Raw genomic sequence first — 25,067 nt, 5'->3', positions numbered from 1 at the left:
AGCCGGTGCGCAGGCCTATTCCATGGGTTTGGCCAGCGTCGCCGCGTGGTCGGGAACCTGGTGGTTCTCCTCACGCGGGGGCCGCTCATAGTCGGAGGCCGGCGGGCGCGGTGGAATGTGCACCTTGGGCGGGTCGGTCTTCTCATAGGGCACGAGCGAGAGCAGATGACTGATCACGTTCAGTCTGCTCGCCCGCTTGTCTTCGCTCTCCACCACCCACCAGGGGGCTTCGGCGATGTCGGTGTGCACGAACATTTCGTCTTTCGCCTTGGAATAGTCGACCCACTTGGTGATCGACAGCACGTCCGTTTCGGAGAGCTTCCACCGTCGCATCGGGTCGTTCAACCGTGAACGAAACCGGCGTTCCTGCTCCAGGTCGGACACCGAGAACCAGTACTTGACCAGCAGGATTCCGTCTTCGACCAGCATCCGCTCGAAAAGAGGCGCCTGATGCAGAAACCGGCGGTACTCGTCGGACGTGCAGTACCCCATGACCCGTTCAACGCCGGCCCGGTTGTACCAAGATCGATCCATCACTACCATCTCACCGGTCGACGGCAGGTGCTCGATGTAGCGCTGAAAATACCACTGGCCGCGCTGGCGCTCGGTCGGCGTCGGCAGGGCCACGATGCGGGCGACCCGCGGGTTGAGGTACTCGGTGATGCGTTTTATCGCCGATCCTTTGCCGGCGGCATCGCGGCCCTCGAAGATCACCACGACGCGGGCACCGGATGCCTTCACCCACTGCTGCATGGTGACCAGTTCGGCCTGCAGGCGGGCCAGTTCAGCCTCGTAAACCTTTTTTTTGACGCGCACAACCCGCGGCGGGCTTTTGGACATCGAGACTCCTTTGCGAACGGGCTTTAGGTGGCCTCAGAATCGAACGGGGCCGGCTCGAGCGCGGCCAGGGCCGCCTCCCGGGCACGTTTGCGTTTCAAGTAGGCACCGTCGGGGTTGGGTTCGGCCCGAGAGATCGCCGCAGACTGGTCCTTGAACGGGTCCTCGTCAGCGAGGGCTTCCCGGATGATGCGACGCGGGTCATACTGGCGCGGGTCCAGTTTTTTCCAGTCCAGATCGTCGAACTCCGGGCCCATTTCGTCGCGCATGCGATCTTTGGCACCGTTGGCCATGTCGCGTAACTGGCGCACCAGGCGAGCGAGTTGGGCGGCATAGTGCGGTAACTTGTCGGGGCCGAGCAAGAAGACAGCGATGATCCCGATCAGGAGAATCTTCTCGAAAGTCAGCCCAAACATGTCCTTAGAGTAACTGCCCGGCGAGGCATCCACAGACCACACTCGCCACGGCCCTAGTCTTGACCTAATCATCTACTGGAGTTATTTGTGTCTGACATTGAACTGAACTGGAAATTCTCCGACGACTGTGTCGTCGAGTCCGAAGCGATCGCGCGAGCGCGCCAGCAATCCCTCGAGCTGGGGATCGACGCGATTGCCCCATCCGTCGGGGCGCAATCGGCCGTACTGGCCGCGGCCACGGGGGCACGCAGCATCCTCGAGGTCGGCACCGGGGCCGGAGTGTCGGGCATCTGGCTACTGACCGGGGCGCCCGGCGCAACGCTCACCTCGATCGACTCCGAGGTCGATCATCTGCAGCACGCGAAGGCGAACTTCACCGAAGCGAAAATTCCGGCCAACCGGGTGCGCCTGATCACCGGCAAGGCCGGAGAGGTGCTGCCGCGCATGAATGAGAATTCGTACGACATCGTGTTCATCGATGCCGACCCGCAGTCGGTCATCGAATATGTCGAACACGGGCTGCGCCTGGCTCGCCCGGGTGGAACCGTGCTCGTCGCGCATGCCCTCTGGCGCGGCCGGGTCGCCGACCCCGCCCAGCGTGACGATGTCGCGACCGGGTTCCGCACGCTGCTAACCGAGATCGCCGCGTCGAGCGCCGTGATCAGCGCTCTGTCCCCCGTCGGCGACGGGCTGCTGCAGATCACCAAGCTGCGCGCCTAAAACGCTCGACATATGAAGAACGGCCGCGCAGTCACCTGCACGGCCGTTATTCTTTGTAACTTGCGGCTACGCCAGCACGGGATTACTTCGCCGCAGCGACAACCCCGGCAAGTGCATCGTGAAGTTCTTTGGCCTCGGCATCGTTGACTGAGACAACGAGCCGACCCCCACCTTCGAGCGGTACACGCACGATGATCAGGCGCCCCTCTTTTACAGCCTCCATTGGACCGTCTCCGGTACGTGGTTTCATGGCCGCCATGAACTCCCCTTCCATTCGTCTTTGTATCACCATTATCGACTATCTCGGCCCTAGACGTAAACTCGGGTCGGGTTCGGGGTCGGAAAGCACCCGTTACGGCGGAGTCCAATCGTACCCGTCCACGCCCCAGCAGACCAGCAACCAGCCCCACTGGCCGGCCACGAAGAGCAGCACGATGGACACCCGGTAGACCCGGCCGCGCGGCAGCGCGGCAGCGCCCAATAGGGGAAACATGGGCATGAGCAGGCGAAACGTGCTCGACTGCGGAAAGAACACGGCAAGCAGGTAGAGGCCGTAACTGGCCACCCACAGTCGCAGGTCCACACCGATCCCCCGCACGACCGGCGTGAACAGCAGCACGACGAAGGCCAGGATGAGGGCGATGACCACGATAATGCCCCACGGGCTGCCCAGCCACCAGACGCCACTCTGAAACCAGGCGGTGAACGGAACCAGCTCCACGTAACCGATGTACGGCGCCCGCCAGGCCAGCTCTGTGTCGGTGTACGCCATCAGGTCGCCGGTGACCACCCCGGCGGTAATCGGCCAGGCCAGCCCCATCAGCGCGCTGAATACGGCAACGGATGCCGCCAGCATCCGCTCGCGATGCGCAAACGGGTCGCGGGAACGCGTGACGAAACGGTAGATCACGTGCAGGCCGAGCGCGAGGGCGAAGGCGAGCCCGCTCGGCCGGGTCAGCGCCATCACCGCAATCACCGGGAACAGCAGCCAATAGCGGCGTTCGAGCAGCAGGTAGAGCGCGAGGGTCAGAAAGAACAGGTACATCGATTCGGCGTAGGCAAATTGCAGAATCGGCGACAGCGGGGCGACACAGAACAGCACGACCGCAAACAATGCCGTGGCTGGGGATTGCACCCGTGCCATTAGGCGGTAGAACAACAGCGCGGTGCCGAGGCTGAAGCTGACCGACACGAACACAGCCACCGGGGCCCACGGAAAATTCGTCAGTTCCATCAGCAAACGCGCCACCGCCGGGAACCCCGGCATGAACGCCCAGGCGCTCTCGCCCACCTGCCCGGTGTCCGTGATCGGAAGCACGCTCGGGTAGCCGCCCATCGCGACGATGTTGTACCACCGGCCATCCCACATGGTCGCGAAATCGGTGTATTTCGGGCTCGCGCCGGTCCACGCGTTCGGCCCCTGCACGCTCGCGAGCACGAGCACGAGACTCGTTGTGACCAGGCGCGACAGCCCCCAGACCACGAACACCCTGCCCCACCACGGGGTCATCCGATAGCGGGCGTGCCATGCGGCCGGCAGCCGCCGCGCGGGCGACCGGGGTGGGCGGAGCATCCGCTCAATCATGCTGTGCGGCCATTCCGGGCTGCGTCAGCGAACGGATGCGCTCAGCCAGGCGCGCAGGCCGTTCTCGCAAGCCGTGATCTCGGCCACGGCCACGCGTTCGTCGTCGGCGTGCGCCTTGAGCGGGTCGCCGGGGCCGTAATTGACGGCCGGAACGCCGAGGGCCGAGAACCGGGCGACGTCGGTCCAGCCGTACTTGGGGGTGGCAACGCCGCCGACGGCGTTCAGGAATTCGCGGGCGAGTGGGGCGTCGAGGCCCGGCCGGGCGCCCTCGGCCCGATCGACGACGGTGAGGTCGTAGCCGGCGAACAGTTCGCGCAGGTGGGCGACGGCTTCATCGCCGCTGCGGCTCGGGGCAAAGCGGTAGTTGACGTGCACCATGCACTCGTCGGGAATGATGTTGCCGGCGACGCCGCCGGTGATTCCGACCGCGTTGAGGCCTTCGCGGTAGACGAGGCCCTCGACCTCAACCTCTCGGGCCTGATATGCGGCCAGAATATTCAGGATCGGCGCAGCCTTATGGATGGCGTTCTCGCCGACCCAGCTGCGGGCTGAGTGCGAGCGCAGGCCGAACGTGCGGATTTCCACGCGCAGGTTGCCGTTGCAGCCGCCCTCGATCTGGCTCCTGGTCGGTTCGCCGAGAATGGCGAAGTCACCCGCGAACAGGTCGGGACGATTGCGGGCGAGGCGGCCGAGGCCGTTGAGGTCGTCGGATACCTCTTCGTGGTCGTACCACATCCAGGTGACGTCGACCCCGGGGTCGCTCAGTTCGGCGGCGAGCTTGAGCTGCACGGCCACCCCAGCCTTCATATCGACGGTGCCGCGGCCCCAGAGATACTCGATGCCGTCGATCGTCTCGTAACGGGTCGGCAGGTTGTCGTTGAGCGGCACGGTGTCGATGTGGCCGGCGATGACGACCCGCTGGGCGCGGCCGAGGTTGGTGCGGGCGACGACGGTGTCACCGTCACGAATGATCTCGAGGTGGTCGAAACCGTCGAGGGCTGCGACGATCGCGTCGGCGAGGGCGGTCTCATCGCCCGAGACCGACTCCAGGTCGCAGATCTGCCTGGTCAGTGCGATCGACGTCGCCGTCAGGTCGAGCACGGTGAGTTTCGTGAGGGTGAGAAGGCCGGAATCGAAGAAGTCACACTACTAATCTAGAGGTATGCCCTCCGTTGTTTTCGAAAACACTCCTGCTGCTGCCACACCGACCCGGGCCTGGGGGTACGGTCTCGCGACCATCGCCGCCGACGGTACCGTGCTCGACACCTGGTTTCCGACTCCGGCACTCGGTTCCCTGCCGACCGGCCGCGATCGCTGGATCGTTCCGGCCGAACTGAGCGAAGCGGCCGGCGACGATGCCCGCCGCGCGGTGCGCCTCGAAGCGGTCACGGTCGAGATCACGCTCGACGCGGCGCCGGCGAGCACCTCGGACGCCTACCTGCGGCTACACCTGCTCTCCCACCTGCTCGTTCTGCCGAACAGCATCAACCTCGACGGCATCTTCGCTCACCTCCCGACCGTGGTCTGGACCAATGCCGGTCCGATGCTGCCAGCCGACTTCGCCCGGCTACGCCCGGCCCTGCAGCGCGCCGGCATCCAGGCCAGCGGCGTCGACAAGTTCCCGCCGTTGCTCGACTACGTCGTGCCGGCCGGCGTGCGAATAGCGGATGCCTCCCGCGTGCGGCTCGGCGCCCACCTCGCCCCCGGCACCACCGTGATGCACGAGGGTTTCGTTAACTACAACGCCGGAACCCTCGGATCCTCCATGGTCGAGGGCCGTATCTCTCAGGGTGTCGTGGTCGGTGACGGGGCCGATATCGGTGGCGGGGCCTCCATTATGGGCACCCTGTCTGGTGGTGGGACGCAGCGCATTTCGATCGGAGTCCGGGCCCTGCTCGGCGCCAACTCCGGTGTCGGCATCGCGATCGGCGACGACAGCGTCGTCGAGGCCGGGCTCTACGTCACCGCCGGTACCAAGGTTGTTCTCGTCGGTGAACCGGTCGCCGCGAACGGTGCCCGGCCCACGGTGAAAGCGGTCGAGCTCTCCGGCGTGCCGAACCTGCTGTTTCGCCGCAATTCCATCTCGGGAGCCGTGGAGGTACTCGCCCGCAGCGGCACCGGAATCACGCTGAACGCGGCGCTGCACGCGTAACACCGGCACAGCGGATGTCGGAGGGTTCCGCTAGCATCCGGGTAACGGCATCCGCTTGCTGGGGATCGCACGATTCACGAGGGAGTGATGTGGGCACCGACGCACCGCGCAGCGAGAGGCACCGCCGCGTTCGACGTGTGCTCATTGCGCTTGGGGTCGTGGTCAGCCTGGTCGTGGTCACGGCCGGACTTGGGGTCTACACGGTCACGCGGTCGTTCCCGACGCTCGCGGGCACAGTCGAAATCGCGGGACTGACCGACCAGGTCACGGTCGTTCGTGACGACGCCGGAATTCCGGAGATCACGGCGAAGACCGCGGCCGACCTGTTTCTGGCCGAGGGCTACGTGCATGCCCAGGACCGGTTCTGGGAGATGGACTTTCGCCGCCACGTCACGAGCGGCCGATTGTCGGAGCTGTTCGGAGAAAGCCAGGTCGGAACCGACACCTTCGTGCGCACGCTCGGCTGGCGAGCCGTCGCTGAACAGGAGGTGGCGCTGCTCGACCCGGTGACGCTCGGCTACTACCAGTCCTATGCCACCGGAGTGAACGCTTACCTCGACACGCATGACGGGGCGGATCTGTCGCTCGAGTATGCCGTGTTGGGCCTGCAGAACCCCGGGTACGAGGTGGAACCGTGGACCCCGGCCGACTCAGTGGCCTGGCTCAAGGCGATGGCCTGGGACCTGCGTTCCAACCTCGACGATGAGATCGACCGGGCCCTGCTGGCAACGACGCTCACGCCCGTGGAGGTGAACCAACTGCACCCGGACTATCCGTCCGGCGGGCACCCCACCATCACCGGCAACCAGGCCGTGACCGTGCCGTCGGCCGGGGCGCCCGCCGACGAGCCGACCGTTGGACCGTCCGCCGGCGCTGGAATCAGCTCCAGCACCGACCCCCCGGGCGGCGCGGCCTGGGCTGATTCCGTTTCCATCGACGCGTACGCGGGCGCCCTCACCGAGTTGCGCGCCGCGCTCACCTCGATTCCGGAGCTGCTCGGGCCGGCCGGCGGGGAAATCGGCTCGAACTCCTGGGTGGTCTCCGGCTCCCTCACCGACACCGGAATGCCGCTGCTGGCCAACGACCCGCACCTCGGACCAGTGCTGCCCTCGGTCTGGTATCAAGTGGGGCTGCGCTGCCAGTCGATCAGCGCCGACTGCCCGTTCGATGTCGCCGGGTACAGTTTCTCGGGCATGCCCGGCATCATCATCGGGCACACCGAGCGCATCGCCTGGGGGTTCACCAACCTCGGCCCCGACGTTGCCGACCTCTTTGTTGAGAAGGTAACCGGAGACAACTACGAATTTGACGGCGTAGCAAAACCGTTGATGCTGCGCGACGAGAAGATCTCGGTGGCCGGTGGCGACGACGTAAAGATCGAGATCCGCGCGACCGAACACGGCCCGCTGCTGAGCGGTTTCGAGGGCACCACCTATTCGCAAATCGCGAGCGACTATCCGGAGGATGCCGGGCTGCCTCCGGCCCCGCTCGCCGAAGCGGGCGCCGACAAGACAACCTACGAGCTGTCGTTGCAGTGGACCGCGCTGACGCCGGGGCAAACGGCATCCGCTATCTTTGCACTCAATCAGGCGACAGATTGGACCAGCTTTCGGGCGGCCGCTGCCCTGTTCGAGGTGCCGGCACAGAACCTGAGTTACGCCGACGTCGACGGCAATATCGGCTACCAGGCACCGGGTCGCATCCCCATCCGGGCCAGCGGCAACGGTACCCTGCCAGCGCCGGGCTGGACCAGCCAATACGGGTGGACCGGGTACATTCCCTTTGACGCGCTACCAAGCACCTTCAATCCACCGAGCGGATACATCGTCACGGCGAACAACGCGGCCGCCGACCCGAGTTACCCCTACCTCCTGACCGCAGACTGGGATCTCGGCTACCGGGCCAACCAGATCACGGTACGCCTGCAAGAGCTGATCGCAGCCGGCACTCCGCTCACCGCAGAGCTCATGGGCGACATCCAGGGCGACAATTACAGTGCCATCGCTGCGGCACTGATACCCCGGCTACAGCAGGTTCGACTCACCGGTGACGCTGCCGAGGCGCAGAAGCTGTTCGACGGCTGGGACTACCAGGTCGAAGCCGACAGCGCGGCGGCCGCCTACTTCAACGTGATCTGGCGCACGCTATTGCAGGATATGTTTACCGGCAAGGTTGATAAAGGTGCCCACCTCACTGGCGGCGACCGGGCGTTCTTCGTGGTCACGAGCCTGCTCGATCAGCCTGACTCTCCGTGGTGGACGAATCCGATCTACGGCACCGTCGGGCAGGAGAGCATGCTGCGCCGGGTCATGACGGACGCCTCGGCTGAGGCCGCCGACCTGATGGGCTCGAACCCAACGGACTGGGAGTGGGGCCGCATCCATACGCTCGAGCTCACGAACGCGACGTTCGGCGAATCGGGGATCGCCCCATTGGAGTGGCTTTTTAACCGCGGCCCCTACGAGCTCGCCGGAGGTTCAGCCGTTGTGAACGCTGTCGGCTGGGACGCCACCCAGGGCTATCAGGTGGATTGGGTGCCGTCGATGCGGCAGGTCATCAGCCTGGACAACTTTGATGACTCCACCTGGATCAATCTCTCCGGGGCATCCGGTCACGCTTTCCACACCAACTACACCGACCAGGCACCGCTATGGCGAGACCACGAGACGCGCCCGTGGCTGTTCACCCCGGCCGCTATCAACGATGACGCGAGCAACACGCTGACCCTCGAGCCCACCTCGTAGGCTGAATCGGAGTGAGGGCCTAGCCTGATCCCGGCCGGAACACCAGCCTGTGGAAAGATTAAATGCGATTGTGTCCATTCGGTCTATGGTGACCGCATGCGAATTCCGCCGCGTCGCCGTCGCGAGTACAGAGTTGTGCTCACTGCTTTTTTGCTATTGCTCGCAGTCGGCACACTGAGCGGCTGCTCCGCCGCTCCCGCTCCCACGCCCAGCAACACGGCAGTGCCGGTCCCCACGGCAACGGCCGCGCCGACCGAGACTCCCCCGGTCTTCGCCTCGAACGACGAGGCCCTGGCCGCCGCCAAGGCCGCCTATACGAAATACCTCTCCCTCGGCGATTCTGCCGGTGCAACGGATTCTGATTCTTGGGAGGAATACTTATCCCTCACGACAGGAACGGAACACGACGGCGCAGCACAAGTGGGCAAGCTGATGGAGGAGAAGGGCTGGTCCTTTACCGGGGTCACCCTGTTTGATTCGATGACCATTCAGTCATCACGAGCTTTACCAGATTCCACCTGGGAGATACGCACCTATCTCTGCCTAGACCTCAGCTCCTCCGACACGGTCAACGACGCTGGTGACTCTGTGATCAAAAACGACGAGCCCCGCTCGCCGATGATCGTTGTCTTCGTTACGCCCGACAAGAATTCCCGACAACTGCTGATTTCGGAGTCCCCAATATGGTCAGGTTCAAACTTCTGCTCGTAATCTCAGCCCTGGCAGCGATGGCGCTCACCCTTGCGCCTTCAACGCCCTCCCACGCGGATCTTAAGGACTGCACCTTTTCCCAGAAGAAGGTGGGAGTTTGCCCGGATGGTCCCAAAACTGGCGGTATTGCAAACGGTGGAAGCGTCGAGCTGACAGCGGATAGCACTTCGGGCTCCAGCGGCACGGGGACCTCGAGTCACCCACGGCGAGGACGCGGTGGGACGGTCGCCGCGGCACCACCGCGAGTATGCGCCAACGGTGACCCGGCGAAACCCGGCATCGAGACAATCCCCTGCGGCAACGGCTCCTTCCTGCCCTTCTCCCGCAACCCCACAGCAGCAGTTCCCTGCACCGTTTGCTCCCCCGACACCATCGTGCGCGTCTCCGACCTGCAGGACTTCCCCGCCCACCCTGCCCCCACCAGCATGGAACCAGGCGGCTGGGCCATCGTCGGACTCGCTGCAAATTTCTGGGCGGGACCCTCCGCACAACTCGGCGAAGGACTACTGCTCGGCCAACCCGCACAAGTCATGTTCACCCCCATCGGCTACCACTGGAACTACGGCGACGGCACCACAACCACAACCACAGCCGGCGGAGCCAGCTGGGACAACCTCAGCCTCGCCGAATTCACCACCACCCCCACCAGCCACACCTACGTCGAGAAAGGCACCTTCACGGTCGTTCTCACCGTCGACTACCACGCCGACTACAGCTTCGGCGATCAAGGCTGGCGACCCGTCGAAGGAACCGTCACAGTACCCTCCACCCCAATCACCGTCGTCACAGCACGAGAATCCACCGTCCTCGTCGCCGAAGACTGCAACGCAAACCCGCGCGGCCCCGGCTGCTGACTGTGACGGCGCCGGACTAAGAAGGTCAAGGCTGACGATTGTTGGGCGGGACGCTCCTACCCCACAACGATGCGCCGATCCCGTTGCATTCCCGACGGCGCGCCGAGATTGGAAGCCAACTAGCGGAGCGGGTAGTCGCGGGCGGGGGACCCCACGTACAGCTGCTGCGGACGGCCGATCTTGGTGGCCGGATCCTCGTTCATCTCACGCCAGTGCGCGACCCAGCCGGGCAGGCGGCCGATCGCGAACAGCACGGTGAACATGCGAGTCGGGAAGCCCATTGCCTTGTAGATGACGCCGGTGTAAAAGTCGACGTTGGGGTACAGGCGACGCTCCTTGAAGTAGTCGTCGTTGAGCGCGATGTGCTCGAGTTCCTGCGCGATGTCGAGCAGGTCGTCCTGCACGCCGAGAGCGGCGAGCACCTCGTGGGCGCTCTCCTTGACCAGGGTGGCACGCGGGTCGTAGTTCTTGTAGACCCGGTGGCCGAAGCCCATAAGCTTCACGCCCTGCTCTTTGTTCTTCACGCGTTCGACGTACTTTTCGACGCCCTGACCGGAGGCCTGGATCTCGCCGAGCATCGACAGCACGGCCTCGTTGGCACCGCCGTGCAGCGGGCCGAACAGCGCATTGATGCCGGACGATACCGATGCGAACAGGTTGGCCTCGGTCGAGCCGACCAGGCGCACGGTAGAGGTGGAGGCGTTCTGCTCGTGGTCCTCGTGCAGCATGAGTAGGCGTTCGAGCGCCTTGCTAACGACCGGATTGACCTCGTACGGCTCGGCCATGTTGCCGAAGTTGAGCTTGAGAAAGTTGTCCACGAAACTCAGGGAGTTGTCGGGGTAGAGAAAAGCCTGGCCGACGCTCTTCTTGTGCGCGTAGGCGGCCATGACCGGCAGCTTGGCCAGCAACCGAATGGTCGAAATCTCGACCTGCTCCGGGTCCTTCGGGTCGAGCGAGTCCTGGTAGAACGTCGACAGGGCCGAAACGCCCGAGGCTAGCACGCTCATCGGGTGTGCCTTGTGCGGCAGTGAATCGAAGAACCGGCGCATGTCTTCGTGCAACAGAGTGTGGTGACGGATGCGATCGTCAAAGTTTGCGAGTTCGTTTGCGCTGGGCAACTCACCGTAGATAAGTAGCCAGGCTGTCTCGAGAAAGTTCGAGTTCTGGGCGATCTGCTCAATCGGATACCCGCGATAGCGCAGGATGCCGGCGTCGCCGTCAATGTAGGTGATCGCGGAGCGGGTCGCCGCCGTGTTCACGAAACCGTAGTCCAGCGTGGTGAGGCCGGTCTTCTTGGCCAGGGTGGAGATGTCGATGCTCGACACGCCGTCCACACTGGTCAAGATCGGGAACTCTGCGCTCCCGCCGGGAAAAGTGAGGGTGACCTTGTTGGGGTCAGCACTCATCGGTTCGCCGGATGCTGTGTGCTGCGCGACGTCGGTCACGGAGCCTCCTCGGGTATCACTGCCGGATGAAATGTGGTGACGCGTCGCTGAGTTGACCAGCTCTGTAACTGCCGCGGTTGACTCTGTCGCGACTACAGCCTAATCGGCCAGACCGCCTACTGTTGCATCAGCTAAGACTTCGGGCGGTTCGTTGGCGGTAGTCCACAGCTAGTGTCTCCTACTCGGGAAAGAGACGCAATCGCATCGCGGCGGCAGCAATGCGCTCGTCGGTCGCGGTGAGAGAAAAGCGCACGTGCTGCGGGTAGCCATCGCCGTAGAACGGGCCGGGACCGGCCAGGATCCCGACGGCGGCGAGCCGTTCGATGGATTCCCACGCCGGCCGTCCCTCCGTTGCCCAGAGATACAGCCCGGCCTCGCTCCGATCGATGCGAAAACCGGCGTGCTCTAGCGCTGTCCGCAGCACGGCACGGCGGGCGCGGTAGCGCTCTTTCTGCACGGAGACGTGCTCATCGTCTCCGAGAGCGGCGATCATCGCCGCCTGCAGCGGAGCCGGAAGCATGAGCCCGGCGTGCTTGCGCACGGTCAGCAGACGCCCGAGCACGCCGCTGCAGCCAGCAGCGAAGGCCGCACGATAACCAGCCATACTGGACTGCTTGCTGAGCGAGTAGATCGCCACGATGTTGCGCCGGTCTCCCTCGATGACGCGAGGGTCGAGAATGCTCGGGATCGGGTCGGCGTTCCACGGGGCGTCCCAGCCGAGTTCGGCGTAGCATTCGTCGCTGACGATGACGGCGTCGAGTTCCCGGGCGCGGGCCACAGCCGCGCGTAACTCTTCAACCGACAGCACCCGACCATCCGGGTTGCCGGGACTGTTGAGCCAGATCAGCCTGGTCGATTGGGGCCACTCGGCCGGATCATCAGACGCCAGGGGCGTGGCACCGGCAATTGCGGCCCCGATCGCGTAGGTCGGGTACGCAGCTCGCGGGTGCACGATCGTGTCGCCCGCACCGAGGCCAAGCATGAACGGCATGAACGCGACCAGTTCCTTGGAGCCGATCGTGGGCAGCACATTCTTCGGCTCTAGGCCCGTGACGCGGCGGCGCCGGTCATACCAGTCGATGATCGCCTGCTGCAGGGCTGGCGTACCGACGGTTTGCGGGTAGGCGTGGGCATCCGCTGCCGCGCGCAGCGCCTGCTGGACTATGTCGGGCGTGGCATCGACCGGTGAACCGATCGACAGGTCGATGATTCCACCTTCGTGCTGCCGGGCCTGCGTGGCAAAAGGGACCATCTGGTCCCAGGGGTAGTCCGGGAGCGGCTTCAGCACCAAAGCCGCTTAGTGCGCAGCCTGCGGTGGCAGTGCCGAGATGACGGGGTGGTCCTTAGCGAGGACGCCGACCTTGGCTGCGCCGCCGGGTGAGCCGAGGTCGTCGAAGAATTCGACGTTGGCTTTGTAGTAGTCGGCCCACTGTTCGGGCAGGTCGTCTTCGTAGTAGATGGCCTCGACCGGGCAGACCGGTTCGCAGGCTCCACAGTCGACGCACTCGTCCGGGTGGATATAGAGGGAGCGTTCGCCCTCATAAATGCAGTCCACCGGGCATTCGTCGATGCAAGCACGATCTTTCACATCGACGCACGGCAGAGCAATCACATACGTCACAGGTGGGGATTCCCTTCAAGAGCTGACTCCTGATTCTACGCCCCATCAGTCCTTAAGCCGGAGCGTCGGGGCGGCGGCAGTTTCGGCCACGCCAGCACGAACGCCGCGATGAGAGCCGGAACCACGGTCCACAGGGTTCCGGGCAAGCCGGCCGGCACGAGCACCGACCCCCCGGAGCCACGGAGCGACAATACGAAAATGGTCAGGAGCAGCCCAGCGGCGGCCAGGCCGACGACGTACCGGTCCCCGACGACGAGGCGCAGTCCGAGTAGCAGGGCACCGATGCCAACGAACGCGATCGTCAGGCCGATCGGCAGCGCCACGCCGAACAGCGTCAGGGTGACCTGGTGCGCAATGGTTCCCAACACACCAAAGAGGATGCCCAGCAGCAGGCCCCCCAAGCCGGCCAGCGACCGATTCGCCAGCGTTGGGCGGGCGGGCGCGGAGGCTAGCGGCGCCGGGCGCGGCGCATCCGCTCGCAGGAACGTTTCGGTGTCGGTGATCAGGTCAGTGGTGCCGTCGGCGAGGGTGCGAGTGCGCTCCGTGAGGCGCCAGCGCTCGGGAAAACGCCCAAGCGCGCGCAGCTTCTGGGCGAGGTGATCGCCGATATCGATTGCCACGAGGCGCTGTCCGGGAGCTTGACGCACCGTGCGGGCCAGAAAAACGGGCAGGCCGGCCTCGTGCGCGGCAGCTGTCACGGCGCCCCGCACACCCTCATCGACGGCGCCGACGACGACGGCGGTTGCGTCCAATTCTTCGATGGCCGCGATAAGGGCCGTGGCGAGTTCCGGCCGGGAGCCTTGCGGCAGGAGCTGCCAGCTGCGCGCCCCGAGTAGGGCCAGGGCCGCGGACGTGGCCGCGGCATCCGCTTCGCTGACGACCTCGGCATAGAGCACGACGACTCGCGACCCGTCGGCGCGCAACCGGGCAATGGTGCCGCCGGTCAGTGCGGATTCGTCGCCGGGACGGGCGTGCAGAAACAGGATTCGCTCACCGCTGCCGGACATGACCATGGGCGTACGCACCGTTTCTGCTCTGCTGGCAATTCATCTTGCTGGGTAATACCTGTGCCCGAATCAAACCATAACTAGACACGCTCGCGTCGTTCCGACTAGAGTCGATTTCGGTAAGGATAGCCTTACCAAATTTTTTCACCCGAAACTATCGCCCGAACCATTCAAGGAAACCTGTGCTCGCAAACTACCTGATCGGCCTGCGCGAAGGCCTTGAGGCCGCGTTGATCGTGACGATCCTCATCGCTTACCTCGTTAAAATCAACCGTCGTGACGTGCTGCCGCGCATCTGGATCGGCGTGGGCCTGGCCGTGCTTCTCGCTCTCGGCATCGGCGCTTTGCTCACCTACGGTACCTACGGGCTGTCGTTCACCGCACAGGAGACCATCGGAGGCGTACTCTCAATTGTCGCGACCGGCCTGGTGACCTGGATGGTGTTCTGGATGCTGCGCACCGCACGCGACCTCAAGGGTCACCTGCAGGGCAACATCGACAAGCACCTCGTCGGCACCGGCCTCGGCCTCGTTCTCGTCGCCTTTCTCGCGGTCGGCCGTGAGGGCATCGAGACCGCCCTGTTCATCTGGGCCGCCGTGCAGGCCACCGGTGCAACGACCATGCCGCTGATCGGTGCGGCCCTCGGCATCGCGACGGCGATCGGCCTCGGCGCACTGATTTACGCGGGCATGCTCAAGATCAACCTGTCGAAGTTCTTCACCTATACCGGCGCGATTCTCATCATCGTCGCTGCGGGCGTACTCTCCTACGGCGTGCACGACCTGCAGGAAGCCGGCTTCCTGCCGGGCCTGCACGCTCTCGCCTTCAACGTGAGCGCTGCCGTGCCGCCGGACAGCTGGTACGGCACGCTGCTCAAGGGCACCCTGAATTTCTCCCCCGCCACCACCTGGCTGGAGATGTTCGTCTGGCTGGCCTATGCCGTGCCCACCCTGACCCTCTTCATCAGCAAGAGCCGCCGCGGTCGCACCAGCTCCCGCCCGGTTGAGGCCGCACCCCGGACGCCGATGTCCGTGCCGGTTGCCGCGCACTAATTTCTCGTTTCTCTGAAAAAGGATCTTCATGCCTCGTGTGTTGCGTTATGCCCGCCTGCTCGGCGTCGGTGTTCTCGGCGTTAGCCTGCTCAGCGGCTGCGTCGCAAACAACCAAGCTGCCTCGCACACGGCGATCACCGTAGACAGCAGCGCGGCGGATTGCGCGATATCTGCGAATGAAGCGCCGGCCGGCAGCATCCGTTTCACGGTCACCAATTCCGGTGATCAGGTGACCGAGTTCTACCTGCTCGCCGACGACGGCCTGCGCATCGTCGGGGAGGCGGAGAACATCGGTCCGGGGCTCAGCCGCGACCTCGTGGTGCAGCTCGACGCCGGCAGCTACTTCACCGCCTGCAAACCGGGCATGACCGGTGACGGCGTCGGCAAGGCCGAATTCACCGCCACCAAAACGGATGCCGCCGCCACCATGGACGTCGACCTTGCAGCCCAGATCGACACCGCCAACACCAGCTACTCCTCGTACGTCAGTGATCAGATCGACCAGCTCGTCACCGGCACCGACTCTTTCGCCGCCGCCTATGAAAGTAGGGACGACGACACGGCCCGCAGCCTGTACGCCTCGACTCGGGTGCACTGGGAGCGGGTGGAGACCATCGCGGAATCCTTCGGAGACCTCGACCCGAAGCTCGACCTGCGCGAGGCCGACCTCGAAGAGGGCCAGAACTGGACCGGCTGGCACGCGATCGAGAAGGACCTCTGGCCACAGGACGCTGAATCCGGCTTCGAGGCCTACAGCGCGGAGAAGCGAGCGGCGCTCACCCGGCAGCTGGTCGCCGACACCGCGACCCTGCAAGACAAGGTGGAGGGACTGACGTTCACCCTGTCGCAGCGCACCAATGGCGCGATCGGCCTGCTCGACGAAGTCGCCACGGGCAAGGTCACCGGGGAGGAAGAGACCTGGTCGCACACCGACCTCTGGGACTTTCAGGCCAACGTCGACGGAGCCAAGGTGCTCTACGACGGGGTTCGTCCGATCCTACTGAAAACGCATGCCGAGCTGGCCACTTCACTCGACACCGAATTCGCCTCCCTGCAAACGCTGCTCGACGCCCAGCGCGTCGGCGACGGGTTCAAGCTCTACACCGACCTCACTCCCGCTGAGATACGCGCCCTCGCGGATCAGGTCAACGCCGTCGGCGAGCCGCTGAATGGGCTCACCGCCGCGCTCGTACTGTGAGGCGCAGCCTAAAAAACACCAGCACGCGCGGTAAGAAGGCCGAATCCGGCGCCGCGTCGAGCGCGGGGCCCTCCAACCCCGCCTCCGCAGCTCCGGCAGCGCCAGCACACAGACTGTCGCGGCGCGGGCTACTCGGACTCGCCGGGGCCAGCGTCGCCGGGATCGGGCTCGGTGTAGCCGGGGACAGAACTGCGCTGGCGGCGGGATCGGAAGAGGCATCCGCTTCGGCGGTCTACCCGTTCTATGGCAGCCACCAGGCCGGCATCGTCACGCCAGCACAGGATCGCTTGCACTTTGCCGCCTTCGACGTCTCCGCCGGCACCACGCGCGCCCAGCTGATCGAGCTGCTGCAGGACTGGACGGTCGCGGCCGCCGCGATGGCCGCCGGGCAGGATATCGGCGAGTATGGCGCCGTCAACGGGCCCTACGACGCGCCGCCCGAGGACACCGGTGAGGCCCAGGGGCTACCCACGGCGGGTCTCACGATCACGTTCGGGTTCGGCCCGACCCTGTTTGAGACAGCGGATGGTGTCGATCGCTTCGGCATCATCGGCCGCCGACCGGCCGATCTGACGCCGCTCCCGCATTTTCCCGGCGACGACCTCGATGACGGGCGCAGCGACGGTGACCTGTGCATCCAAGCCTGCTCGAACGACCCCCAAGTGGCCGTGCACGCGATTCGCAACCTGTCCCGCATCGCGTTCGGTCGAGCCGCCCTGCGCTGGTCCCAGCTCGGGTTCGGGCGCACCTCATCGACGTCAACGACTCAGTCCACTCCGCGCAACCTGTTCGGGTTCAAGGACGGCACGTCCAACATCAAGGCGGAGGAGCCCGGGGTGGTAACCGACCAGGTCTGGGTGGCTGCGGCCGACGGGCCGGCCTGGCTGGCCGGTGGATCCTACCTGGTGGCGCGGCGCATCCGCATGACCATTGAGACCTGGGATCGCACGATCCTGCGCGAGCAGGAGGCGGTGTTCGGCCGCACCAAGGGCGCTGGCGCGCCGCTCTCCGGCGGCACCGAGTTCAGCGAGCCCGACTTCACGCTCGCCGGGCGGGAGGACCAGCCGCTCATCGGTGCCGCCGCGCATGTGCGGCTCGCGCATCCGAGCCAGAACCAGGGCATGAAGCTGCTGCGTCGCGGCTACAACTTCGTCGATGGTAATGACGACCTGGGGCGGCTCGAGGCCGGGCTGTTCTTCATCAGCTTTCAGCGGTCGCCGGCCCAGTTCACCGCGGTGCAGCTGAACCTGGCCAGGCACGATGCCCTCAACGAGTACATTCGGCACGTCGGAAGCGCCCTGTTCGCCGTTCCGGCCGGCACTGCTGAAGGAAGCTACGTGGGCGCGCCCCTCTTCGCGTGACACACGGTGGGACATATCCGTTCGCCGGGCCGTGAGCTTCAAGGCGTTGATAGGTTTATGTCGAACGCATACTCACGGCTGGATGGTACAAACTCACGGGTCTTCGATGCTTAACGCGGGAAACCCCCGCAGCAGATGCTGCGAGGGTTCCAGGGAAGCAGGTGCGGGTTAGTTTGCGTCCATCTTCTTCACGCGCGAAACCTGGCGCGAGCGAGCGGCGGCGGTGAGCTCCACCTTGCGAATACGCACGGCGGCCGGGGTGACCTCGACGCACTCATCTTCACGAGCGAATTCAAGGCACTGCTCGAGCGAGAGCTGCTTGGGCGGCGTCATCGACTCGAACGTGTCGGAGCTGGACTGACGCATGTTGGTCAGTTTCTTTTCCTTGGTGATGTTCACGTCCATGTCGTCGGCGCGCGAGTTCTCGCCGATGACCATGCCTTCGTAGACCTCGGAGGTCGGCTGCACGAAGAACGACATGCGCTCCTGCAGGTTGATGATCGCGAACGGAGTAACCGCGCCGGAACGGTCGGCCACAATGGAACCGTTCGTGCGGGTGTTGATCGTTCCGGCCCAGGGCTCGTAACCGTGCAAAATTGCGTTGGCGATACCGGTACCGCGCGTGTCCGTGAGGAACTGCGTGCGGAAGCCGATCAGGCCGCGCGACGGGACGATGAATTCCATGCGAACCCAGCCGGTGCCGTGGTTGGCCATGTTCTCCATGCGACCCTTGCGGGCGGCGAGCAGCTGTGTGATGGCGCCGAGGTATTCTTCGGGTGCATCGATGGTGAGGTGTTCGAACGGCTCGTGGACCTTGCCGTCGACGCGCTTCACCACTACCTGCGGCTTGCCGACGGTAAGTTCGAATCCTTCGCGACGCATCTGCTCGACCAGGATGGCGAGGGCCAGTTCTCCACGGCCCTGCACCTCCCAGGCGTCCGGGCGTCCGATGTCGACGACCTTGAGCGAGACGTTACCGACGAGTTCGCGGTCGAGCCGGTCCTTGACCATGCGGGCGGTGAGCTTGTGGCCTTTGACCTTACCCATGAGCGGTGAGGTGTTCGTGCCGATGGTCATCGAAATGGCCGGATCGTCGACCGTGATGGTCGGCAACGGGCGTACGTCGTCGGGGTCGGCGAGGGTCTCACCGATGGTGATGTTCTCGATACCGGCCACTGCCACGATGTCGCCGGGGCCGGCGCTTTCAGTGGGGTAGCGGTCCAGCGCCTTGGTGATGAGCAGCTCGGTGATCTTCACGTTGCTGACGGTGCCGTCCTGCTGCACCCAGGCCACGGTCTGGCCCTTCTTGATGGTGCCCTGGAAGATTCGCAGCAGTGCGAGGCGGCCAAGGAACGGCGAGGCATCGAGGTTTGTGACGTGGGCCTGAAGCGGGTGCGTGTCATCGTAGGTCGGTGCCGGAATGTGCTTGAGGATCGCATCGAACAGCGGCTCGAGGTCGTCGTTGTCGGGCAGGGTGCCATCTTCGGGCTTGTTCCAGCTGGCGGCGCCGTTGCGGCCCGACGCATAGACGACGGGCACGTCGAGGACGGCGTCGAGGTCGAGGTCGGGGAAGTCGTCGGCCATGTCGCTCGCGAGGCCGATGAGGAGGTCCTGGCTTTCGGCCACGACCTCATCGATGCGCGCGTCGGGACGGTCGGTCTTGTTGACGAGGAGGATGACGGGCAGTTTGGCTTCGAGCGCCTTACGGAGCACGAAACGGGTCTGCGGCAGCGGGCCCTCGGATGCGTCGACGAGGAGGACGACGCCGTCGACCATGGACAATCCGCGTTCGACCTCGCCGCCGAAGTCAGCGTGGCCCGGGGTGTCGATCACGTTGATGGTGATGGGACCCTCAGTCGCGTGGACGCCCTTGTACGAGACCGCCGTGTTCTTGGCGAGAATCGTGATGCCCTTTTCGCGCTCGAGTTCGTTCGAGTCCATCGCACGCTCTTCAACGTGGGAGTGGTCCGCGAAGGAGTCGGTCTGCTTGAGCATCGCGTCGACCAGCGTCGTCTTACCGTGGTCAACGTGAGCAACGATTGCAACATTTCGGAGGTTATTGCGTGTAGCAATCGCCATAAAAATAGATCCTTACGAAGAATGAGTGCCGCAGAGTCTCGCGCGCGACGAAGAATGGATACCGGGGGTCATAATGTGACCCAAAGTACTATCCTACCGTATGATTTCGACCGGTCCGGTGGGCCGTACTCGGCTAAACATCGTTTCCGGCGGCCAGCAACTCGCGGCGCAGTTCGCGGCGTGCCCGCTGTTCGGTCGGGTCGGGGATCGGCACGGCTGCGAGCAGACGTTGGGTGTATGGGTCTTTCGGGTAGCGCAATATCTCATCCCGCGTGCCGGTTTCGACTATGCGGCCGTGGTGCATCACGGCAATACGATCGGCGAGCACGTCGATGACGGCGAGGTCGTGAGTGATGAACAGGCAGGCGAAGTTCATCTGCCTCTGCAGCGACTGGATCAGCTGAAGCACCCGAGCCTGCACCGACACGTCGAGCGCGCTGGTCGGTTCATCGGCGATGAGCACTTTCGGCTCGAGCGAGAGCGCGCGGGCGATGCCGACGCGCTGCTTCTGCCCGCCGGACAGTTCGTGTGGAAAGCGGCTGCGGTAGGCGCGCGGCAGCTCGACGCTGTCGAGCAGCCGCTCCACCTCGGCGCTAAGCCCCGCCCCCTTCAAGCCCTTGGCGAGCTTGAGCGGTTCGCCGATGCTGTCGCCGATGGGCATCCGGGGGTTGAGCGAAGACGATGGATCTTGAAAGACGATGCCGACACTCTTGTGGAGCCGGTGAATCTCGTCACGGCTGGCTTTCGAAATGTCATGACCGGCCACGTGCAGCGTGCCCTCGGTGATCGGCAGCAGGGCGATGGCGGCGCGACCGAGGGTGGTTTTGCCGGAACCCGACTCTCCCACAAGCCCGAGCACCTCGCCTTGGCGTACGAACAGGTTGACCTGATCGACGGCGCGAAAAGCCGCGACTCGACCGTGTTTAGGGTATTCGATGACGACATCGTCGAACTTGACGACCACCTCGCGGCTGTCACGCCGGGCTGCAGTAGCCGCCTCATTCGCCAGCCGCTCGTTGACCTCGATGCGAGCGGCAAGTACGGCGTCGACCACGATGTCGGTACCGATGGCCAGCGCCGCGGTCATATCGATCGCTTCATCGCCGCGCTGGCCGAGGTGCGGGACCGCCTGGAGCAGGGCGATGGTGTACGGGTGACTGGGTTTGTTGAAAATCTGATCGACCGTGCCGCGTTCCACGATGACGCCCCGTCGCATGACGGCGATGTCATCGGCGAGGTCGGCAACGACACCCATGTCGTGCGTGATCAGCAAAATGGCACTATCGAGTCGGTCGCGCAGGCTGCGCAGCAGGTCAAGGATCTCGGCCTGCACCGTCACATCGAGGGCGGTTGTGGGTTCGTCGGCGATGAGCAGTTGCGGGTCGCAGGAGATGGACTGGGCGATCATGGCGCGCTGGCGTTGTCCTCCAGACAGTTGGTGCGGATAGGAGTTGAATGCTTTCAGGGGATCTGGGAGTTCGACCATATCGAGCAGTTCCAGGGCACGTGCCCTCGCCTGCGACGGCGACATACCGAAGTGAGCGCGCAGGGTTTCAATGATCTGGAATCCGATCGTGTACACCGGGTTGAGGGCAGTCATCGGCTCCTGAAAGATCATGGCGACCTGGCCGCCGCGCACTCTGTGCATCTGCGCGGGCTTCAGTCCCATGAGTTCCCGACCGCTGAGCTTGACGCTGCCGGAGACGCGACTGTTCTCGGGGAGCAGGTCGAGAATGGCCATCGAACTGGCGCTCTTGCCCGAGCCGGACTCGCCGACGATGGCGAGCACCTTGCCACGCTCGATCGAGTAGCCCAGATTGAGCGCGGCTGGCACCCAGACGTTGTCCACGCCGAAGTGCACGGTCAGGTCGGTCACCTGAAGCACGGGGCCGGAGAATGTGTTCGTCACCTGGTCGGTCATGAAATCCTGCTTCCCTCGATCGTGCGGTTTCTGAGGCCGGAGTCTGGCACGATGGCTGAATGCCCGTCGCTGCCGACCCGAATGTCTTCTACTCGCGGTTCAACCGCATTATCGCCGCCCTGTTCGCCACGGTGGCTGCGCTCAGCGCGCTGAGCCTGTTCCTGCTGCCGACCGCATCCAATCGCTGGTTGGTCGTTCCGGCCCTGTTCGTCATACTGTTCGTCTGGGAAATGCTCTGGCGGCCCGACTTGCGCGTGAGCGATACGGCCGTGACCATTCGCAATCCGCTGCGCACCATCGTGGTGCCGTGGGCGGCGCTCGTGCACGTTGACACCAAGTTCGCGCTCACCCTCTATACGCCCGGACGCAAGTTCGCGGTGTACTGCGCCCCTGCACCCGGCCGCAGCCTGACCAGCGCCGGACGTCGCAAGACCACCGACCCGGTGCCCTACCTCACCGGAGCACCCCGACCCGGAGACCTGCCGGGAAGTGAGTCCGGAGAGGCGGCGCAACTGGTGCGCGCACGCTGGGACGCCCTGCAGCGCAGCGGCCGGGTAAACGGCGGCCTCGCCGCCCAGACTCCGGTATCGATCGTGTGGGCCTGGGGTCGCGCGGGGGCGCTGGCGGCGGGCGCTGCGGCATCCGTTGTGACCATTCTGCTCTCTTAGGCTGCACGGCGTCACGGCTTCGGCTCCAGCTCCGGTTCGGGCGGGGTTTCGCGCATTTTACTGAGCTTGAACCGGCGGTGCCGCGGGTCAAAAGCGTCGCGCAGGCCGTCACCGACGAAGTTCACCAACAGCGCGAGCGACACGATGAACGCGCCGGGCCACCAGAACAGCCACGGTCGGGTCTGGAAGGCCGACTGGTTCGAGCTGATCAGCAGCCCGAGCGACACGTCGGGAGAGCGGATGCCGTAGCCGAGATAGCTCAGCGCCGTCTCGAGCAGGATGGCCGAGGCCATGATGAGCGTCGCCGACACGATGACGACACCCATGGCGTTGGGCAGGATGTGCTTGAAGATGATGCGCATGTCGGAGGCGCCGGCAACGCGGGCAGCTTCGACGAACTCCCGTTCGCGCAGGGAGAGGAATTCGCCGCGCACCAGCCGGGCGATGCCCATCCAGGAGAAGAAGCCGAGCATGATCGCGAGCACCGGTGCGCCGAGGCTGCCGAACCAGTGGCCGACGACGGAGCCGATGACAAGGGCGGGAATCACGATGAAGACGTCGGTGACGCGCATGAGAATGGCGTCGACGGTGCCGCGGTAGTAGCCGGCGATCGCCCCGACCACCACACCCACTACCGTTGCAATGAGGCCGAGCACAACCATGACGAGCGCGGAATTCTGGATGCCCCGCATGGTCATGGCGAAGTAGTCCTTGCCGATGCGGTCCTGGCCGAACGGATGCTCGCCCAGCGAAACACCGTCGCCGCCGAGAAACTGCGGCAGCAGGGACAGGGTCGGGTCGCCACCGTTGACTTGCGGGTTGAGTTCCTTGAACCCGAACCTCCACCAGCCTGGAATAGGGCCGATGCCGATGGCGGAGAAGGAGAACAGGATGATGGCCAAAAGCACGATAATCGACGCCACGGCCACCCTATTGCCGACGAAGCGGCGCCAGATCAGGCGACCCTGACTCTCGGGTAACGAATTTGCCGCAGCGAGTTCGTCAGCGGGGACTTCGGGTGGCGTCGGTCCTAGACCAATTGGTGTGGACATTTAGCGAATCCTCACTCTGGGGTCTAGCCCGGCGTAGGCCATGTCGGCCAGAAAATTGAAGGTGATGGCCATAGCGGCGACGATAAGAAAATAGCCCATGACCGGGTTCAGGTCACCCCGCTCTAGTCCCGAATTGAACAGGCTCCCCATTCCGGGAATGGCGAAGATCTTTTCTGTGATGATTGCGCCACCGAGCAGCGCGCCGACATCGAAGGCGACGAGGGTCGTCAGCGGAATCAGCATGTTGCGGAACGCGTGCCGCACGATCACCGTGCGTTCCGGAAGCCCCTTGGCGCGGGCAGTGCGAATGAAGTCGAGGCTGAGCACTTCGAGCATTCCGGCGCGGGAGTACCGGGTGTACCCGGCGAAAGAGATCAGCAGCAAGGCAACGATTGGCAGCGTGAGGTGCGCGAACGTATCGAGTCCGGTGAGCCACACGTCGCCGGACACTCCCGGGGTCTTGGATCCCACTGTGGCGATCGGGCGCCCGTTGGTCGCGGTCAGGAGGTCACCCCAGGATTGCATGAACCGGTCAAGAAGCACGACCGCGCCGGAGAACAGGGCGGTGACGAGACCGACCCGCATGTTCTGGCCGCGATCGTAGCCGCCAGCCAGAAAACCACTAACCAGTCCAACCCCGATCGTGGCGAGCGCCAGAATGAAAAGCGTTCCTGCACTTGAAACGTCGAATAGCGGCTGCAAGGAAAAATATGCTGCGATGGCTAGCGCAGCGTTTATACCGGCGGTGATCAGTGCCCGGCGGTTGCGCAGTCCGGCCAGCAGGGTCGCCGCACCGGCGGCGATTGCCGCGACCAGCAGGATGACGGGGATCGGACCCAAACCAGGATTCTCAAACCATCCGGTCGCGCTCATTAGGAGCAGTACCCCGGATGTAGCGAGCCCCGACACGAGAAAAACGACGAGTCGGCGACGACGGTCCCCACCGAGCAAAGACTGCCAGATAGCCCCGATGATGACACCAATGACGACCAAGGCGGTGCCGCCGATGACGGGATCGCGGAGAAAATCGTTGAACCCGATGGCGATGAATTCTTTGAGGAGCACCGCCACGAGAAACGCGGGCAACGAGAAGAGAAAGAAGCTCACGAAAGTGACCGTGTTGTCGAGGCCGCTGTACTGGCGCAATGCAGTGATGATACCGATCGTGACACCAAGAAGAATGGCGAGAACGAGCGCGAAGGTGACCAGCTGCACTGTCGCGGCGAGAGCGTTGGGGAGAATATCGACGACCTGGGCATTCGAAATGGTCGACCCAAGATCGCAAGCGTTGGCAAAGGGAATCGCACACTTGGCGACGCCGCCAAGCCACAGTACCCAGCGCAAGGGCGGAGGCACGTCGAGGTCGAGTCGTGCCACTCGCGCGTCGATGAGCTGCTGTTTGTTGGGCGAGTTGCTGCTCTCGAGGTCCTGGAGCGGCTGCGCGGAGTAGCCGACCATGACGTACATCAGAAACGATGCGGCGATCAGGATGAGGATGGAGACGAGAATGCGTCTCAGGATAAAGCTCACCATGCCGGGGCTACCTCACTATGGGGGTTGTTCGTACTTCTGGACTGGCGCGAACGCGCCCTGGAACGGATGCCGCCAGATCCGAGAGTTGGGCTCCTGAGCGAACTCAGAAGC

Annotated in this window: 22 protein-coding genes; 9 read left to right on the top strand and 13 right to left on the bottom strand. The window is 64.5% G+C overall.

The features are described from left to right. Positions 1 to 15: 15 nt before the first annotated feature. Both ppk2 and E3T47_RS02485 read right to left on the bottom strand, forming a co-directional pair. A complete protein-coding gene (gene ppk2, locus E3T47_RS02490; RefSeq protein ID WP_134554055.1) occupies positions 16 to 840 on the bottom strand; it encodes a polyphosphate kinase 2 in 825 nt (274 codons plus the stop codon). Between the two features lie 23 nt (positions 841 to 863). Beyond that, entirely contained in the window at positions 864 to 1,253 is a 390-nt protein-coding gene (locus E3T47_RS02485) for a sec-independent translocase (RefSeq protein ID WP_134554054.1), read from the bottom strand. An 87-nt stretch (positions 1,254 to 1,340) separates the two neighbouring features. On the opposite strand from E3T47_RS02485, the gene E3T47_RS02480 reads away from it, so the two are divergent. Further along, positions 1,341 to 1,973 carry an O-methyltransferase gene (locus E3T47_RS02480; RefSeq protein ID WP_134554053.1) on the top strand — a complete coding sequence of 211 codons (633 nt, stop codon included), beginning with the start codon at positions 1,341 to 1,343 and terminating at the stop codon, positions 1,971 to 1,973. Positions 1,974 to 2,055: 82 nt separating this feature from the next. Here E3T47_RS02480 and E3T47_RS02475 read toward each other — a convergent pair whose 3' ends face one another. The 3 genes from E3T47_RS02475 to dapE form a co-directional block, all read right to left on the bottom strand. Then, the gene (locus tag E3T47_RS02475) at positions 2,056 to 2,232 is read right to left on the bottom strand and encodes a DUF3117 domain-containing protein (protein WP_092108645.1); all 177 of its coding nucleotides are present in this window, start codon (positions 2,230 to 2,232) and stop codon (positions 2,056 to 2,058) included. A gap of 93 nt (positions 2,233 to 2,325) precedes the next feature. After that, complete coding sequence (locus E3T47_RS02470) at positions 2,326 to 3,546, bottom strand: hypothetical protein (protein ID WP_241981863.1); 1,221 nt, start codon at positions 3,544 to 3,546, stop codon at positions 2,326 to 2,328. A 36-nt stretch (positions 3,547 to 3,582) separates the two neighbouring features. Beyond that, on the bottom strand, positions 3,583 to 4,659 hold the full coding sequence (gene dapE / locus E3T47_RS02465; protein ID WP_134554052.1) for a succinyl-diaminopimelate desuccinylase: 1,077 nt from the start codon (positions 4,657 to 4,659) through the stop codon (positions 3,583 to 3,585). Positions 4,660 to 4,720: 61 nt separating this feature from the next. Between dapE and dapD the strand changes: the two genes are divergently transcribed. From dapD to E3T47_RS02445, 4 genes are all read left to right on the top strand, one after another. After that, positions 4,721 to 5,710, top strand: a complete 990-nt coding sequence (gene dapD, locus E3T47_RS02460) for a 2,3,4,5-tetrahydropyridine-2,6-dicarboxylate N-succinyltransferase (RefSeq protein WP_134554051.1) — start codon at positions 4,721 to 4,723, stop codon at positions 5,708 to 5,710. Positions 5,711 to 5,799: 89 nt separating this feature from the next. Continuing rightward, positions 5,800 to 8,454 (top strand): penicillin acylase family protein, encoded by a 2,655-nt coding sequence (locus E3T47_RS02455; RefSeq protein WP_241981862.1) that lies wholly within the window; start codon positions 5,800 to 5,802, stop codon positions 8,452 to 8,454. Between the two features lie 96 nt (positions 8,455 to 8,550). Beyond that, the gene (locus E3T47_RS02450) at positions 8,551 to 9,165 is read left to right on the top strand and encodes a hypothetical protein (protein WP_134554049.1); all 615 of its coding nucleotides are present in this window, start codon (positions 8,551 to 8,553) and stop codon (positions 9,163 to 9,165) included. A gap of 374 nt (positions 9,166 to 9,539) precedes the next feature. After that, the gene (locus E3T47_RS02445) at positions 9,540 to 10,019 is read left to right on the top strand and encodes a hypothetical protein (protein ID WP_134554048.1); all 480 of its coding nucleotides are present in this window, start codon (positions 9,540 to 9,542) and stop codon (positions 10,017 to 10,019) included. A 119-nt stretch (positions 10,020 to 10,138) separates the two neighbouring features. Here the strand turns inward: E3T47_RS02445 and E3T47_RS02440 are convergent, their stop codons facing one another. The 4 genes from E3T47_RS02440 to E3T47_RS02425 form a co-directional block, all read right to left on the bottom strand. Next, positions 10,139 to 11,425 carry a citrate synthase gene (locus E3T47_RS02440; protein WP_134554254.1) on the bottom strand — a complete coding sequence of 429 codons (1,287 nt, stop codon included), beginning with the start codon at positions 11,423 to 11,425 and terminating at the stop codon, positions 10,139 to 10,141. A gap of 217 nt (positions 11,426 to 11,642) precedes the next feature. Further along, positions 11,643 to 12,755: a succinyldiaminopimelate transaminase gene (gene dapC, locus E3T47_RS02435; protein ID WP_134554047.1), complete on the bottom strand. Its 1,113-nt coding sequence runs from the start codon at positions 12,753 to 12,755 to the stop codon at positions 11,643 to 11,645. A 6-nt stretch (positions 12,756 to 12,761) separates the two neighbouring features. Beyond that, positions 12,762 to 13,085 (bottom strand): ferredoxin, encoded by a 324-nt coding sequence (fdxA, locus tag E3T47_RS02430; protein ID WP_134554046.1) that lies wholly within the window; start codon positions 13,083 to 13,085, stop codon positions 12,762 to 12,764. Positions 13,086 to 13,120: 35 nt separating this feature from the next. Beyond that, positions 13,121 to 14,110, bottom strand: coding sequence for a PIG-L deacetylase family protein (locus E3T47_RS02425; protein ID WP_134554045.1), 990 nt, complete (start codon positions 14,108 to 14,110; stop codon positions 13,121 to 13,123). A gap of 164 nt (positions 14,111 to 14,274) precedes the next feature. Between E3T47_RS02425 and efeU the strand changes: the two genes are divergently transcribed. The 3 genes from efeU to efeB are packed head-to-tail and all read left to right on the top strand — an operon-like array spanning position 14,275 to position 17,703. After that, positions 14,275 to 15,144, top strand: coding sequence for an iron uptake transporter permease EfeU (efeU, locus tag E3T47_RS02420; protein WP_134554044.1), 870 nt, complete (start codon positions 14,275 to 14,277; stop codon positions 15,142 to 15,144). A gap of 28 nt (positions 15,145 to 15,172) precedes the next feature. Next, positions 15,173 to 16,342, top strand: a complete 1,170-nt coding sequence (efeO, locus tag E3T47_RS02415) for an iron uptake system protein EfeO (protein WP_134554043.1) — start codon at positions 15,173 to 15,175, stop codon at positions 16,340 to 16,342. After that, complete coding sequence (efeB, locus tag E3T47_RS02410; protein WP_174844623.1) at positions 16,339 to 17,703, top strand: iron uptake transporter deferrochelatase/peroxidase subunit; 1,365 nt, start codon at positions 16,339 to 16,341, stop codon at positions 17,701 to 17,703. Before efeO ends, efeB begins: the two co-directional genes overlap by 4 nt. A gap of 168 nt (positions 17,704 to 17,871) precedes the next feature. On the opposite strand, the gene typA is transcribed toward efeB, so the two are convergent. Together typA and E3T47_RS02400 are read right to left on the bottom strand one after the other, a co-directional pair. After that, on the bottom strand, positions 17,872 to 19,782 hold the full coding sequence (typA, locus tag E3T47_RS02405) for a translational GTPase TypA (protein ID WP_134554042.1): 1,911 nt from the start codon (positions 19,780 to 19,782) through the stop codon (positions 17,872 to 17,874). A gap of 133 nt (positions 19,783 to 19,915) precedes the next feature. Then, a complete protein-coding gene (locus E3T47_RS02400) occupies positions 19,916 to 21,703 on the bottom strand; it encodes a dipeptide ABC transporter ATP-binding protein (protein WP_134554041.1) in 1,788 nt (595 codons plus the stop codon). A 59-nt stretch (positions 21,704 to 21,762) separates the two neighbouring features. On the opposite strand from E3T47_RS02400, the gene E3T47_RS02395 reads away from it, so the two are divergent. After that, positions 21,763 to 22,371, top strand: a complete 609-nt coding sequence (locus E3T47_RS02395) for a PH domain-containing protein (RefSeq protein ID WP_134554040.1) — start codon at positions 21,763 to 21,765, stop codon at positions 22,369 to 22,371. Positions 22,372 to 22,382: 11 nt separating this feature from the next. Here E3T47_RS02395 and E3T47_RS02390 read toward each other — a convergent pair whose 3' ends face one another. Continuing rightward, positions 22,383 to 23,423, bottom strand: coding sequence for an ABC transporter permease (locus E3T47_RS02390; RefSeq protein WP_134554039.1), 1,041 nt, complete (start codon positions 23,421 to 23,423; stop codon positions 22,383 to 22,385). Continuing rightward, positions 23,424 to 24,956, bottom strand: coding sequence for an ABC transporter permease (locus tag E3T47_RS02385; RefSeq protein ID WP_134554038.1), 1,533 nt, complete (start codon positions 24,954 to 24,956; stop codon positions 23,424 to 23,426). Positions 24,957 to 25,067 lie beyond the last annotated feature (111 nt).

Source organism: Cryobacterium ruanii (genome assembly GCF_004404055.1).
Classification (GTDB): Bacteria; Actinomycetota; Actinomycetes; order Actinomycetales; family Microbacteriaceae; genus Cryobacterium; species Cryobacterium ruanii.
The sequence above is the reverse complement of the archived record's forward strand: the minus strand, read 5'-3'. Positions and strand labels throughout refer to the sequence as shown.